This is a genomic window from Hydrogenophaga electricum (genome assembly GCF_030160815.1).
Classification (GTDB): Bacteria; Pseudomonadota; Gammaproteobacteria; order Burkholderiales; family Burkholderiaceae_C; genus Hydrogenophaga; species Hydrogenophaga electricum.
In genome coordinates this window covers 1-14,202 of record NZ_BSPB01000069.1, presented here as the reverse complement: position 1 = coordinate 14,202, position 14,202 = coordinate 1, and the positions used below count along the sequence as shown (strand labels likewise).

General features: G+C 67.1%; 16 protein-coding genes and 3 tRNA genes. 14 read left to right on the top strand and 5 right to left on the bottom strand.

The annotated features are described in order from the left end of the window. The 3 genes from thiL to apaG all read right to left on the bottom strand — a co-directional run. Positions 1-617 (bottom strand): thiamine-phosphate kinase (gene thiL, locus QQK43_RS21025; RefSeq protein ID WP_284309330.1); only part of this gene is annotated, 617 nt, incomplete at its 3' end. Positions 618-623: 6 nt separating this feature from the next. Next, positions 624-2,672: a transporter-like protein TlpB gene (gene tlpB / locus QQK43_RS21020; protein ID WP_284309329.1), complete on the bottom strand. Its 2,049-nt coding sequence runs from the start codon at positions 2,670-2,672 to the stop codon at positions 624-626. Between the two features lie 11 nt (positions 2,673-2,683). Beyond that, positions 2,684-3,085, bottom strand: a complete 402-nt coding sequence (gene apaG, locus QQK43_RS21015) for a Co2+/Mg2+ efflux facilitator ApaG/CorD (protein WP_234267188.1) — start codon at positions 3,083-3,085, stop codon at positions 2,684-2,686. 86 nt (positions 3,086-3,171) lie between these two features. Here apaG and rpe point away from each other — a divergent pair, with 86 nt between their 5' ends. Together rpe and gph are read left to right on the top strand one after the other, a co-directional pair. After that, positions 3,172-3,849 (top strand): ribulose-phosphate 3-epimerase, encoded by a 678-nt coding sequence (gene rpe / locus QQK43_RS21010; protein ID WP_234267174.1) that lies wholly within the window; start codon positions 3,172-3,174, stop codon positions 3,847-3,849. Positions 3,850-3,941: 92 nt separating this feature from the next. Next, entirely contained in the window at positions 3,942-4,622 is a 681-nt protein-coding gene (gph, locus tag QQK43_RS21005; RefSeq protein WP_284309333.1) for a phosphoglycolate phosphatase, read from the top strand. Positions 4,623-4,639: 17 nt separating this feature from the next. Here the strand turns inward: gph and QQK43_RS21000 are convergent, their stop codons facing one another. Both QQK43_RS21000 and QQK43_RS20995 read right to left on the bottom strand, forming a co-directional pair. Then, positions 4,640-5,776 (bottom strand): ABC transporter substrate-binding protein, encoded by a 1,137-nt coding sequence (locus tag QQK43_RS21000; RefSeq protein WP_284309328.1) that lies wholly within the window; start codon positions 5,774-5,776, stop codon positions 4,640-4,642. Between the two features lie 100 nt (positions 5,777-5,876). After that, positions 5,877-6,476, bottom strand: a complete 600-nt coding sequence (locus QQK43_RS20995; protein ID WP_370465329.1) for a chalcone isomerase family protein — start codon at positions 6,474-6,476, stop codon at positions 5,877-5,879. Between the two features lie 378 nt (positions 6,477-6,854). Here QQK43_RS20995 and QQK43_RS20990 point away from each other — a divergent pair, with 378 nt between their 5' ends. The 12 genes from QQK43_RS20990 to QQK43_RS20935 all read left to right on the top strand — a co-directional run. Next, positions 6,855-8,435: an anthranilate synthase component I family protein gene (locus tag QQK43_RS20990; RefSeq protein WP_284309327.1), complete on the top strand. Its 1,581-nt coding sequence runs from the start codon at positions 6,855-6,857 to the stop codon at positions 8,433-8,435. 5 nt (positions 8,436-8,440) lie between these two features. Further along, positions 8,441-9,037 carry an anthranilate synthase component II gene (locus QQK43_RS20985; RefSeq protein ID WP_284309326.1) on the top strand — a complete coding sequence of 199 codons (597 nt, stop codon included), beginning with the start codon at positions 8,441-8,443 and terminating at the stop codon, positions 9,035-9,037. Continuing rightward, complete coding sequence (ltaE, locus tag QQK43_RS20980) at positions 9,034-10,107, top strand: low-specificity L-threonine aldolase (protein WP_284309325.1); 1,074 nt, start codon at positions 9,034-9,036, stop codon at positions 10,105-10,107. The genes QQK43_RS20985 and ltaE overlap by 4 nt, the downstream gene beginning before the upstream one ends. A gap of 20 nt (positions 10,108-10,127) precedes the next feature. Continuing rightward, entirely contained in the window at positions 10,128-10,778 is a 651-nt protein-coding gene (locus tag QQK43_RS20975) for a LysE family translocator (RefSeq protein WP_284309324.1), read from the top strand. A gap of 16 nt (positions 10,779-10,794) precedes the next feature. Next, the gene (gene trpD, locus QQK43_RS20970) at positions 10,795-11,853 is read left to right on the top strand and encodes an anthranilate phosphoribosyltransferase (protein ID WP_284309323.1); all 1,059 of its coding nucleotides are present in this window, start codon (positions 10,795-10,797) and stop codon (positions 11,851-11,853) included. A gap of 9 nt (positions 11,854-11,862) precedes the next feature. Next, entirely contained in the window at positions 11,863-12,006 is a 144-nt protein-coding gene (locus tag QQK43_RS20965; protein ID WP_284309322.1) for a hypothetical protein, read from the top strand. After that, positions 11,999-12,799: an indole-3-glycerol phosphate synthase TrpC gene (trpC, locus tag QQK43_RS20960; protein WP_284309321.1), complete on the top strand. Its 801-nt coding sequence runs from the start codon at positions 11,999-12,001 to the stop codon at positions 12,797-12,799. The genes QQK43_RS20965 and trpC overlap by 8 nt, the downstream gene beginning before the upstream one ends. A 13-nt stretch (positions 12,800-12,812) precedes the next feature. After that, entirely contained in the window at positions 12,813-13,544 is a 732-nt protein-coding gene (locus QQK43_RS20955; RefSeq protein WP_284309320.1) for a uracil-DNA glycosylase, read from the top strand. A 66-nt stretch (positions 13,545-13,610) separates the two neighbouring features. Continuing rightward, positions 13,611-13,696 (top strand) — tRNA-Tyr (locus QQK43_RS20950). 71 nt (positions 13,697-13,767) lie between these two features. Further along, a tRNA-Gly gene (locus QQK43_RS20945) sits at positions 13,768-13,841 on the top strand. Positions 13,842-13,923: 82 nt separating this feature from the next. Continuing rightward, positions 13,924-13,998, top strand: a tRNA-Thr gene (locus tag QQK43_RS20940). A gap of 53 nt (positions 13,999-14,051) precedes the next feature. Further along, positions 14,052-14,202: GTP-binding protein (locus QQK43_RS20935; protein ID WP_284309331.1), on the top strand; the 151-nt coding region annotated here is incomplete at its 3' end.

The window sequence follows — 14,202 nt, the reverse complement described above, 5'->3', positions numbered from 1 at the left end:
CGCGGCTCGGGCCAGTCCAGCCGCCGCTGCAGCGCGGGCAAGGCCGCGGCGGGCAGGGTGGCGGTCCAGGGGCGGCCGCGCCGGTGTTCCAGCGCCAGCCGGGCTTCACCGACCTGCCCACTCAGGTACAGGTCGTCGCCGGCGCGCGCCGAGCGGCGACGCAGCGCCTGCCCGGTGCGCAACTCGCCCAGCACGGTGATGCACAGGTTCAGCGGGCCACGCGTGGTGTCGCCGCCGATCAGCGGGCATTCGTGGGCATCGGCCAGCGCGAACAACCCCCGCGAGAAGGCGGCCAGCCAGTGATGGTCGACCTGCGGCAACGCCAGGGCCAGCGTGAAGCCCAGCGGGCGCGCGCCCATGGCCGCGAGGTCGCTGAGGTTGACCGCCAGGGCCTTGTGGCCGAGTGCGACCGGGTCCACGTCAGGGAAGAAATGCCGACCCTGGACCAGCATGTCGGTGGAGATGGCCAACTGGTGGCCGGGCGCCGGTTGCAGCAGCGCGCAATCGTCGCCGATACCGAGTGCGACCTGGGCCGACAGGGCCTTGTCAGACCGGAGGAAATGGCGGCGGATGAGATCGAACTCACCGTTGCCGGGCGGTGGCGTGTCTGGGGCCATGGGGATTCAGGGCTGGGAGGCGGGGGGCACGGCGTCGCCAGAGGCGTCGTCGGGGTCCGGCGGTTCGGCGGCTGGCCGCCGGGGCGGGAAGAGAAAGCTCAGCGGGGCCTGGCGCATGCGCTGGCGCAGGGCCACGTTGATGCGCTGCCGGTTCACGTCGCTGATAGCCTGGGCCTTGAGGGCCAGTCGGAAGGCCAGGTAGAAGCTCACCGCCAGGTTCAGGGGGCCGATGACCAACACCCCGCCCACGGCCCACCAGAACGCCGGCTCCGACAGCACCGGCCAGCCGAGCTTGGCCGCCGCGGCCGTGACCTGGCCGGCCGACAGGGTGACGTGCCGCACTTCCAGCCCGAGGCCGAAGAAGGCGGCAAAGGCCGGCACCAGCCCGAGCATGAACCCCAGGGAAATGTTGGCCGCCAGCCCGGAGATGTTGCTGCGCAGGAACGTGGCCCAGCGCGCGGCACGCTCGCTGCCGAGCGTGCGGGTGAAGCGCGGGTTGTGGGCGATGGCCGAATCGAGCCGGTGGAACACGAACCAGTTTTCCACCCAGCCGGCCACGATGCTGGAGGCGAACAGCAGCACACCGGTGAGCGCCGCGAACAGCGCGGTCGGACCGAGCAGGTGCTGGTCGTGCAGCACGTGGCGGGCCTTTTCCTCGCTGAGCATCGGGTGCCCGCTCAGCAGCGACAGCCCCAGGCTGATCAGCAGCACCACCGGGATGACGGCGCCCACGTTGCCAACAATGGCGGCGATCTGCGAGCGCAGCAGGTTGGCCACTTCGTCAACGAACCGCCGCACCGCGCCGGGCGCGCGGATGTCGCGCAGCTTGGCCACCATGGCCGGTGCGGTCACGGCCGGCTGCTTGGTGGCCACCGTCCAGTGCAGCAGTTGCACCAGCACGAACGAAAGGGCGTAGTTCAAACCCGCAGCAAAGCCGCCCCAGAAGGCCGACAGCGCCAGCCCGGTGAGGGCGAACTTCACCCAGGTGGTCACTCCCAGAAGGGCGCCGCCGCCGGCGGCCTTGCCCAGCATCTGCCGGTATTCGGCCCCGTTGCGGGTGATGTAGTGCTCGCCGCTTTCGGCACTGCGCTCGGCCACCTTGGCCGCGGTCAGGTGGGAACTGCTGGCGATCAGGGCGCGGATGCTGCGCCCGTCCTGGCCGACCTGGACCAGATCGGCGAGCAGCGCGGCCGTGGCGCGTTCGGGTTTTTCCGACAGCAGGCAGTCCAGCAGTTGCCGGCTGCGCAGGATGCGGGCGCGCAACTGGCGCAGCAGGAACACGATGCCGACCGAGATGCCGTGTTCTTCGAGGTGGGTGTACACCGACTGGGCCGCCTGGCGGCACAGGTCGAGCTGGTGCGTCAGGCGCTCGGCGGCGAGCTGGGTGGCACCGCTGTCGGGGCCGTGGATGACGACGGCCTGGCGCAACGCTTCGAAGTGCACGGGCAGGTCGTGGAACGGCCGCCCCGCCTGGGCATCGGCCGACAGGCGGGCGCGGATTTCCGAGGCGAAGCCGGTGGCGCTGATCTGGCCGATGCAGAAGGTCAGCGCGTCCAGCAGCGTGGACGACCAGAACTCGGCGGTGGCCACCGAGGCGGGCGCGCCATCGTCGGCCGGGGCTTCCAGCAGCAGGCTGCGCAGGCGCTGCAGGGTGGCCGTGTCCAGTGCCTGGATCCAGCGCGCGTCGAAGGGTGATGGCAGCAGCAGGCCGAACAGCTCGGCCAGGTCGGTGGTCTCGGGCGTGCCCGGCAGCAGCTTGCGCCGCATGCGGTGGTTGAATTCGCTGAGGAAGGCCGTGCGGGGCGCGAAACCGAAGTCGGCCAGCAGCGGGGTGAGGTCCACCGTCTGCAGGAAGGTGTTCCACCACGGGTGCCAGCGTGCACACCATTCGGGGCGGGCCTGTGCGGCGTCGAGCAGCAGGCGCACACGGTCGACGCTTTCCTGCGGATCGCGGGCATCACCGCGAACCCAGGCGAGCAGGTCGATCAGCCAGAGATGGCGCTGCGCGAGCGGCGCATCCGGGTCGAGGGTGTCGAGCAGCCGGTGCAGTTCCATGGCGCACCGGTTCAGTGCAGCACGCGCGGGGTCGTCAGGCCCGGATCGTCGCCTTCGGCGAGCAGGGCGAATTCGGGGATCTCGGTTTCAAAGCGTTCTCCGTCTTCGGCCACACAGAAATAGCTGCCGCGCATGCTGCCGGTGGGCGTGCTCAGGTGGGTGCCACTGGTGTATTGGAACGACTCGCCCGGTCGCAGCAGGGGCTGCTTGCCGACGACGCCCAGTCCTTTGACCTCGTCGGTCCGGCCCCGTGCGTCCTCGATCAGCCAGTGGCGCGCGATGAGCTGGGCCGCGACCTCGCCGGTGTTGGTGATGGTCACCGTGTAGGCGAAGGCGTAAACGTCCTCGTCGGGCTGGGACTGTTCGCTCAGGTACTGGGGTTCCACCTCGCAGGTGAAGGCGTATTTCGACATGGGCGGCATGTTAACGCGCGCCTGCAAGACCTGCGCCAGCCTGCGACAATGCGCGCCTGCCCTCTGGCCCGACCGACCCACGCCCCATGACCCCGTACCGCATCGCCCCGTCCATCCTGTCCGCCGACTTCGCCCGCCTGGGCGAGGAAGTGAAAAACGTCATCGCCGCGGGCGCTGACTGGATCCACTTCGACGTGATGGACAACCACTACGTGCCCAACCTGACCTTCGGGCCCATGATCTGCCAGGCGCTCAAGCCGCATGCCAAGACGGCGGATGGCACGCCAGTGCCCATCGACGTGCACCTGATGATCCAGCCGGTGGACGCGCTGGCCGGTGCGTTCATCGACGCCGGCGCCGACCTGGTGAGTTTCCACCCCGACGCCAGCACGCACGTGCACCGCAGCGTGCAGGCCATCAAGGCCAAGGGCGCCAAGGCCGGCCTGACCTTCAATCCCGGTGCGTCGCTGGACGTGCTGGACTGGCTGATCGACGACATCGACCTGATCCTGATCATGAGCGTCAACCCCGGCTTCGGCGGTCAGAGCTTCATCGACTCCGCCCTGCGCAAGATCGAGCAGGCGAAGAAGCGCATCGAGGCCAGCGGCAAGGACATCCGCCTGGAGGTGGACGGCGGCATCAAGGCCGACAACATCCGCCGCGTGGCCGACGCCGGAGCCGACACCTTCGTGGCCGGCAGCGCCATCTTCGGCAAGCCGGACTACCAGGCTGTCATCGACCAGATGCGCGCGGCGCTGGCCTGATGCCGCGTCTCGTGGACATCGGGCTCGGCGCCGGTCCCGCCACAGACGGAGCGGGCCGGCAGGCCGCACGGGGCTGGCGCGTGGGGGCGGTGATGGTCGACCTCGACGGCACGCTGGTCGACACCCTGGGCGACTTTGAAGCCGCGCTCAACCGCACCCTGGCCGGTCTCGATCTGCCCCCGGTCTCGCGCGCGCTGCTGGAGCGCACCGTCGGCAAGGGTTCCGAGCACCTGATCCGCAGCGTGCTCGCGCACCAACTGGCCCTGCCCGAGGTGACGGGGCTGACCAATGTGTGTTCGGCGCGCAGCGTGGACACGCTCTACGAACCCGCCTGGCAGGCTTACCAGCAGCATTACCAGGCGATCAACGGTGCGTTCTCGGCGGTCTATCCGGGCGTGCGCGAGGGCCTGCTGGCGCTCCAGGCCGCGGGGCTTCCCATGGCCTGCCTGACCAACAAGCCGCTGGCCTTTGCCCGGGCGCTGTTGCGCGCCAAGGCGCTCGACGGTTTTTTCGGGCCGGTGTTTGGCGGGGACAGTTTTGAGCGCAAGAAGCCCGACCCCCTGCCGCTGCAAAAGACCTGCGAGGCGCTGGGCATACCGCCTGCGCACACCCTCATGGTCGGCGATTCGCAAAACGACGCCCAGGCCGCGCGCGCTGCCGGATGCCCGGTGGTGCTGGTGACCTACGGCTACAACCACGGCGAACCGGTGCGCGCCGTGGATGCCGATGGCCATGTCGACCGGCTGGACGAACTGGCGGCCCGGCTGGTCTGAGCCGCCCGTGGCGCGGGTCAGTACAGCAGCCGGCCGTCGCCCGATACCACGCCGATGTCGACCCAGTCGCTGCCCGCGTTGCCGCGGCTGAAGTCGACGCGGTAGCCGCCCAGGTCCCATTCGCCCATGGCGCGCAGGCTCTGTGCAATGCCGGTCGGGTTGATGCTGCGGGCACGCCGCGCGGCTTCGGCCAACACGCGGGCCGTCACGTAGCCCTCCATGTGGAAGGTGGTGTAGGTCTTCAGGTCGGGATGGGTTTTTTCCATGGCCGCGCGGAAGGCCCGTTGCAGCGGCAGCTTGACGCCGGACGGGTTCGGGAAGGTCTGCGCGATGCCCACACCCCGGGCGCCGGCGCCGGCAAACTTGGCCAGCGCGGGCGCCGGCAGGTACGACAGGGTGAAGATTTGCTGGGTGATGCCGGCAGCGCGCAGCGCCGCAATGCTCTCGCCAACGAATTTGGGGGCACCGATCACCAGGGCCGATTGCGGGTTGGCCTGGGCAATGGCCTTGGCCGCGGCGGTAATGGCCGGGGCATCGGTGCTGGCCGCGGCGGCCACCACCTCGATGCCGTTTTCGGCCGCGGCGGCCGTCCGCGCCGCGGCCAGCCCCGACGTGCCAATGGGAATGTCCTGGTGCAGCACGCCCATGGAGCGGATGTTCAGCGTGCGGGCATGGGCCAGAATCTTGCGGATCTGCTGATCGTCGCTGGCGCGGATGTGGAACAGCTTGGGATGGCCGGGCGAGCGCAGCACGCCGGCGCCGGGCACGGCGTTGAGGATGACGATGTCGGTGCTGTCCAGCAACTGGCTGTCGAGCATGCGCTTGAGTGTGACCGACCCCAGCGGTGCCAGCAGGGCCACCGGCTTGCTGTCCATGGCTTTGTCGAGCTGGGAACGGAACCCTTCAAAGCTGTAGGCGTCGTCCAGCGTGATCAGCGACACCTTGCGGCCCTGGATGCCACCGCGGCCATTGATTTCGGCCAGGGCTGCGGTCATGCCCGCATTGAGCTCCCTGGCGTCGGGGGCGGGCAGCACCGTGAACGGCCCGATGTGGGCGACCACGATGTCGCCAGCGGTGTTGTCCTGGGCGTGTAGGGCGGCGGGCGCAAGGGCCAGGGTGGTCAGCGCAGTCAGCAGCAGGTGGCGTCGGAACATGGCAGGCGGAGGTAAAACCGCCTGATTCGATCAGTGCTGCTGCAATGCAGCAACTGGGGATAACCCGGCCGGGTGCGGCGGGGATCACTTTGTGGTCAGGTTATTGGCCCAGCAAGGCGTCTTTGAGCTTCCAGTCGGCAGGTTTGTCGCCCAGCCAGATGCGCATCAGTGCCTGAAAGAACGCCGGTTCGGGAAACGGAGTGCCCTCGATCTGCCCCTTCACGGTGATCACCGTGCCCGATCCGGGGATCCAGTCGACAGAAAAGGTTTCACCGCTGCGCAAGCGCTTGTGGTCCGAAAAGATCTGGCTCATGCGCAGCACCCCGGGCACCAGGCGCGAGAAGCTGCTGCGGTCCAGGTTGTCTTCCATGCCCCGCGAGAACAGCTTGCCCAGCTCGGCCGAGTCGATGTCGCGCAGCATCGTGATGCTCAGTCGCTTGGGGCCGGGGGCGGCCAGCACGTCATTCGGGGTGGTGGCGCGGGCGCTGAGGTAGAGACCGGCGGCGTACACCTGAAAGACGGCCCGGTAGCGCACCCCTGCGCCGTTGAGCACCAATGGCTGATCGGCCACGGTGATCTGGTCGGGCAGTTGGATGCCGGCCACTTCGACGGCGGCCGCCTGGCCGCTGCCGGCCGACATCGCCAGCAGCAAGGCCAGGGCGGGGAGGGCGTTGGTCTGGAAGCGCAGAGAAATGGGCATGAACGGGGCATCGGTGGCCAATGGATGACGGCATTGTGTCCAAGCCATTCCGAAGGTACAAGGCGGTACCGCTGCGGACAAACCCGGGGTATGACCTCTTCGACCCCCTGCCCGCCAGGCCCCGGCGTGCTTTGCTACACTGCGCGCATCATGTTCGTCACATGCACAGTTCTTCCGGGTTTCGTGCCTGGCCGCAATGGCCGGGGAGCCTGGCCCTGGCGCAAGCCAGCGTAATCGTGCAACTCCCCTCCTGATCGGAGGTGCCGGCCCCGCGCCTGTACCCTCCTGCTGCCAGTGGCCTGGCGCCTTTCGCGCCGCCGATTCCCAAGAAGGATCGCCCGTCCCCTCTGCCGGACCGGGTGCATCGGAGAAAGAACCGTGATCACCGAACTCGAATTCAAGAGCCTGGCCCAGCAGGGCTACAACCGCATTCCGCTGATGGTCGAGGCCTTTGCGGATCTCGAAACCCCGCTTTCGCTGTACCTCAAGCTGGCCCATGGCCGGGGCGATGGCAAGCACAGCTTCCTGCTCGAATCCGTCGTCGGCGGCGAGCGCTTCGGGCGCTACAGTTTCATCGGCCTGCCCGCCCGCACCCTGCTGCGCGCCAGCGGCTTTGGTACCGACGCCAGGACCGAGGTGGTGCACGACGGCGTGGTGGTCGAGACGAACCAGGGCAACCCGCTGGACTTCATCGCGGCCTATCAGCAGCGCTTCAAGGTGGCGTTGCGGCCGGGGCTGCCGCGCTTTTGTGGTGGCCTCGCCGGTTACTTCGGCTACGACGCGGTGCGCTATATCGAGAAGAAGCTCGAAACCACCTGCCCGCCCGACACCCTGGGTACACCCGACATCCTGTTGCTTCAGTGCGAGGAGCTGGCGGTCATCGACAACCTGTCGGGCAAGCTCTACCTCATCGTCTATGCCGACCCGGCGCAATCCGAGGCCTACGCGAACGCGAAAAAGCGTCTGCGCGAACTGAAAGAGGCGCTCAAGTATTCGGTCGCGGCGCCCACGGTCAAACCCAGCCAGAACCATCCTGCGCAGCGCAGCTTTGCCAAGGATGATTACCTCGCCTCGGTCGAACGGGCCAAAGAGCTGATCGCCGCGGGCGACTTCATGCAGGTGCAGGTGGGGCAGCGCATCAGCAAGCGCTACACCGAATCACCGCTGAGCCTGTACCGCGCACTGCGCTCGCTGAACCCGTCGCCCTACATGTATTACTACCACTTCGGGGACTTCCATGTGGTGGGCGCATCGCCCGAGATCCTGGTCCGCCAGGAGCGCGTCGAAGAGGGCATGAGCGACGCCGGGTCGCCCCAAGGCGCGAACGCCCCCTTGGGGGGCAGCGATCCAGCGCAGCGGCGGAGCGTGGGGGCCAACAAAGTGATCATCCGCCCACTGGCCGGCACCCGCCCACGGGGTGCCACGCCGGAGAAGGACAAGGCGACCGAGGTCGAGCTGCTGGCCGATCCGAAGGAGCGCGCCGAGCACGTGATGCTGATCGACCTGGCGCGCAACGACATCGGCCGCATCGCGAAGATCGGCAGCGTCAAGGTGACCGAGGCCTTCGTGGTCGAGCGCTACAGCCATGTGATGCACATCGTGAGCAATGTCGAAGGCATCCTGAACGACGGCATGACCAACATGGATGTGCTCAAGGCCACCTTCCCGGCCGGCACGCTGACCGGCGCGCCCAAGGTGCACGCGATGGAACTGATCGACCAGCTCGAACCGGTCAAACGCGGTATCTACGGCGGCGCCTGCGGTTACCTCAGCTACGCGGGCGACATGGACGTGGCCATCGCCATCCGCACCGCCATCATCAAGGACCAGACCCTGCATGTGCAGGCGGCCGCCGGCGTGGTGGCCGACTCGGTGCCCGAGATGGAATGGAGGGAGACCGAGCACAAGGCGCGCGCTTTGCTGCGTGCGGCGGAGCTGGTGGAAGAAGGCCTGGAGTGAACACGATGAGCCAAAAAATCAAACTCCTCATGGTGGACAACTACGACTCGTTCACCTTCAACATCGTGCAGTACTTCGGCGAACTCGGCGCCGACGTGACCGTGGTGCGCAACGACGAGATCACCGTGGACGAGATCCAGCGCCGGCTGGACGCCGGCCAGATCGACCGCCTGGTCATTTCGCCCGGTCCCTGCTCGCCGGCCGAGGCCGGCATCTCGGTGCCGGCTATCCAGCATTTCGCGGGAAAGCTGCCCATCCTGGGTGTGTGTCTGGGCCACCAGAGCATTGGCGCGGCCTTCGGCGGCCAGATCGTCCGCGCGCAGGAGCTGATGCATGGCAAGACCAGCGTCATCACCACCACGCAGGAGGGCGTGTTCGCGAACCTGCCCGAGCAGTTCACCGTCAACCGCTACCACTCGCTGGCCATCCAGCGCGAGAGCTGCCCCGACTGCCTCAAGGTCACGGCCTGGACGCCCGACGGCGAGATCATGGGCGTGAAGCACAAGACGCTCGCCATCGAAGGCGTGCAGTTTCATCCGGAAAGCATCCTGACCGAACATGGCCATGCGATGCTGAGAAACTTCCTGGAGCAAGCCGCATGAAGATCGTTGATCTGCGCAGCGACACCGTCACGCAGCCCACGCCGGCCATGCGGGCCGCCATGATGGCCGCACCGCTCGGCGACGATGTGTTTGGCGACGACCCGACGGTCAATGCGCTGCAGGAGCGCATCGCGGCAATGACAGGCAAGGAGGCCGCGCTGTTCATGCCCTCGGGGACGCAAAGCAATCTCTGCGGCATCCTGGCGCACTGCGGGCGCGGTGACGAGTACATCGTCGGCCAACTGGCCCACACCTACCGCTACGAAGGTGGTGGGGCTGCGGTGTTCGGCAGTGTGCAGCCGCAGCCGCTGCTGCAGGATGCGCAGGGCCGGATGGCACTGGCCGACATTGCGGCGGCGATCAAGCCGGACGACCCGCACTTTGCCCGCACCCGCTTGCTGTGTCTGGAGAACACCTGGAACGGAAATGTGATGCCCGACGACTACCTGCGCGAGGCCACGGCGCTGGCGCGTGAGAAGGGCCTGTGCACCCATCTGGACGGAGCTCGCGTGTTCAACGCGGCCGTGGCCTCGGCCGCGCCGGGGCAGGGCACGTTGGGCCGTCTGCGCGAGATTGCCGATCACTTTGACAGCCTGTCGGTCTGTTTCAGCAAGGGCCTGGGGGCGCCGGTGGGGTCGGCCTTGTGCGGCTCGAACGCCTTCATCGCCCGCGCCCGCCGCGTGCGCAAGATGGCGGGTGGCGGCCTGCGGCAGGCCGGCCTGCTGGCCGCCTGCGCGCTGCATGCCCTGGACCATCACGTGGACCGCCTGGCCGATGACCACGCCCATGCACGGCGTCTGGCTGAGGGACTGGCCGGTATCGAGGGGCTGACGGTGAAATCGGCCGAAACCAACATCGTCTTCGTCGATGTGGCCGAAGGGCGGGGCCCGGCGCTGCTGGCGTTTTTGCAGGCCCATGGCGTGCTGGCCACCGGCCTGATTGGCTTGCGCTTCGTCACACATCTGGACGTGGATGCGGCGGGTATCGACCGTGCCATCGCCACGGTGCGACGCTTCTTTGCCGAAGCGTCGGCGGTCCCGGCTGGCGCGGGGCGCAGCGGCCCGTACTGACGGTCGAGAGGAAGCGCACCATGCCAGACACCCCCCATCTTCTGATGTTCATCGCGGCGGGCTGGCTGCTCAACCTCACGCCCGGCCCCGACGTGCTCTATATCGTGAGCAGTGCGCTCAAGAGTGGTGTGCGCGCGGGCATGGTCGCGGCGCTGGGCATTGTCAGCGGCTGTTTCGTGCATGTGTTTGCGGCCGCACTGGGCGTCGGCGCGCTGCTGGCCACCTCGGCCACGGCATTCACCCTGCTCAAGTGGGCCGGCGCCGCCTATCTGCTGTGGATGGGCGTGAAACTGCTGCTGACCCGGGGCGGGGCGCCGGTGATGCCCGCGGTCAGTGGTCAGGCGTCCAGGGCGGTGAACCTGGGGCGCATCTATCGCCAGGGTTTTCTGACCAACGTGCTCAACCCCAAGGTGGCGCTGTTCTTCCTGGCCTTTGTGCCGCAATTCATGGCGCCCGGCACCGAGGACAAGGTGAGCGCGTTCCTGTTGCTGGGGCTGCTGTTCAGCCTCAATTCGCTGCCCATCAACTTCGGCTACGCCTGGCTGGCCGGCTGGGCCTCGCGCCGCGTCGGCGCCGTGCAGCGCGCCATGCACAGGATGGACCGCGTGGCTGGCCTTCTGTTCATCGGCTTTGGCCTGAAGCTGGCCCTGTCCGACAATCCTTCCCGCTGATTTCCGGAGACCTTCCATGCCCCACGCCCACAAGATCACCCCGCAGGAAGCCCTGCAGCGCACGATCGAGCACCGCGAAATTTTCCATGACGAGATGCTGCACCTGATGCGCTTGATCATGAGCGGCGAGATGTCGCCGGTGATGATGGCCGCGCTGATCACCGGCTTGCGCGTGAAGAAGGAAACCATCGGCGAGATCACGGCCGCCGCGCAAGTGATGCGCGAGTTTTCGACCAAGGTGCATGTGGCCGACAAGACCCATCTGGTCGACATCGTCGGCACGGGGGGCGACGGCTCGCACACCTTCAACATCTCCACCTGCTCCATGTTTGTGGCCGCCGCCGCAGGCGCCAAGGTCAGCAAGCACGGCGGGCGCAGCGTCTCCAGCAAGAGCGGCAGTGCCGACGTGCTGGAGAGCCTGGGGATCAACCTCAATCTGCCGCCGGACGCGATTGCGCGCGCCATTGCCGAGGTGGGCGTGGGCTTCATGTTCGCCCCCAACCACCACCCGGCCATGAAGAACGTGGCGCCGGTGCGCCGCGAACTGGGGATCAAGACCATCTTCAACATCCTGGGCCCGCTGACCAACCCGGCCTCAGCCCCCAACATCCTGATGGGCGTGTTCCACCCCGACCTGGTCGGCATCCAGGTGCGGGCGCTGCAGCGCCTGGGGGCCGAGCACGCTGTGGTCGTGTACGGCCGCGACGGCATGGACGAAGTGTCGCTGGGGGCTGCGACTATGGTGGGGGAACTGAAGAACGGGGAAATTGCCGAATACGAGGTGCACCCTGAGGACTTCGGTCTGACCATGGCCGGCAGCCGGGCTTTGCGCGTCGAAACACCTGAGGACTCGAAAGCCATGCTGCTGGGCGTGCTGGAAAACCGCGACGAACCGGCGCTCAAGGCCGCCAAGGACATCGTGGCGCTCAATGCCGGCGTGGCGCTGTACGCCGCCAATGTCGCGCCTGACATGGCGCAGGGCATTGCGCTGGCGCGCCGCACGCTGGAATCGGGTGCGGCGCTGGCCAAGCTGCGTGAACTGCAGGCCTTCACCCAGTCGGCCGTGACCGCCTGAGTGCCTGCCATGCCCGCCTGGCTGAATAACGAGGGCGCCTGGATTGCCTTGGGCGTGTCCGCGCTGTTCATCGTGGCTGGCGTGGTCATGCACCGTGTCATCAAAAAGGTGCTCCAGGCACCACCTCCGGAAGATCGATCCCCCCATGAGTGACATCCTGAAAAAAATTGTCGACGTCAAGCGCGAGGAAATCGCTGCCGCCCTCAAAAAGAAGCCGCTGGCGGTGGTGCGTGAAGACGCCGAGAGCCGCCTGCTGACGCGCGATTTCGAAGGCGCCTTGCGCGCCAAGATCGCCGCCGGGCAGGCTGCGGTGATCGCCGAGATCAAGAAGGCCAGTCCGAGCAAAGGCGTGTTGCGCGAAGACTTCATCCCGGCCGACATCGCTCAGAGCTATGCCGAAGGCGACGGCCGGGTCAGCGCGGCCTGCCTGTCGGTGCTGACCGACCGCCAGTTTTTTCAGGGCAGCGCGGACTACCTCAAGCAGGCGCGGGCCAGTTGCGGTCTGCCCGTGCTGCGCAAGGACTTCGTGGTGGATGCGTACCAGGTCTACGAGGCGCGGGCCATGGGGGCTGACTGCATCCTGCTCATCGCCGCCTGTCTCGATGACGCCCAGATGGCCGATCTTGAAGCGCTGGCGCGTGGCCTGAACATGGCGGTGCTGGTGGAGGTGCACGATCGTGAGGAGTTGCACCGCGCGCTCAAGCTGAAAACCCCCCTGCTTGGCATCAACAACCGCAACCTGCGCACCTTCGAGGTCAGTCTGCAGACCACGCTGGACATGCTGCCCGAGGTGCCTGCGGACCGCCTGCTGGTCACCGAGTCGGGCATCCTGGCGCGTGCCGACGTGCAAACGATGCGTGCGGCGAATGTGAACGCCTTCCTCGTGGGCGAAGCCTTCATGCGCCAGCCGGACCCTGGTTTGGCCTTGGCTGAACTGTTCGCCTGAAAGCGTGCCGCGCATGCAGACCGATCTCTGGGAGGCTGACGCCCCGGACGGTGCCCGATTGCGGCAGGCGGAGCCGGGCGACCGGGGGGTGCAACCCGATTGGCAGCCTTGGTTGGACCGCTTCTGGGACGGGCAGGCAGGGCAAGGTCTGTTGGCTTACCTGCATCGGCGTCTGGCCGCCGGCGCGGTGATCTATCCGCCGCAGCCTTTGCGCGCGCTCGCCCTGACGGCGATGGCGGATGTGCGGGTGGTCATTCTTGGGCAGGACCCCTACCACGGCCCGGGCCAGGCCGAAGGGCTGGCCTTCTCGGTGGCGCCGGGTGTGCGCGTGCCGCCCAGCCTGCGCAACATTCGGCAGGAGCTGCAGCGCGACCTTGGCCTGTCCTCGCCGGACGACGGCTCGCTCGTGCGCTGGGCCGAGCAGGGGGTGCTGCTGTTGAACACGACGCTGACTGTGGAGGCGGGGCAGGCAGGCAGCCATGCCGGGCGCGGTTGGGAGGTGTTGACCGACAGCCTGATCGATGCCTGCAATGCCCAGGGGCGTGCCAAGCTGTTTCTGCTGTGGGGCGCGCATGCGCAGAAAAAAGCTGCGCGGATCGATGCGCAGCGCCACCAGGTGCTCACCGCGAATCATCCTTCGCCATTGTCGGCACGGCGGGGGCCCGAGCCCTTTCTCGGTTGCGGGCACTTCGGGGCAGTCAATGCTTGGCTGAGTGCCCATGGGCAGGTACCGATCAACTGGTGAAAGCCCAAAAGTGCGTCGGGTTTTGGAAACGACACAAAACCATGGCATAATGCATGGCTTCGCTACGGAGGGGTGCCCGAGTGGCTAAAGGGGGCAGACTGTAAATCTGTTGGCTTACGCCTACGCTGGTTCGAATCCAGCCTCCTCCACCAGCGATCAGTACAGCAAATGCGAGCGATTGGGTGAATTTGCTTTGGCTGACCGGCTTTGCCGGTGAGCTCTGGCGGGAGTAGTTCAATGGTAGAACCCCAGCCTTCCAAGCTGATGACGCGGGTTCGATTCCCGTCTCCCGCTCCATGGGTGCTGATGGTTGGTTTGTCTCGCATGAGGCGGTGGTGTGTAGAAGTTTCCGGGTGGCTGGCTCAGGCTGGTTGCTCAGGCCCATGTGGCTCAGTGGTAGAGCACTCCCTTGGTAAGGGAGAGGTCGCGGGTCCGATTCCCGCCATGGGCACCAATACCCTGGTGTTTTTTGTGGTTTCGGCAAATTTTTTCAAGCGGAGCTGAAAAATGGCAAAGGAAAAGTTCGAGCGGACCAAGCCGCACGTGAACGTGGGCACGATTGGTCACGTGGACCATGGCAAGACGACGCTGACGGCGGCGATCACCACGGTGCTGTCGCGCAAGTTCGGTGGTCAGGCCAAGGCCTATGACCAGATCG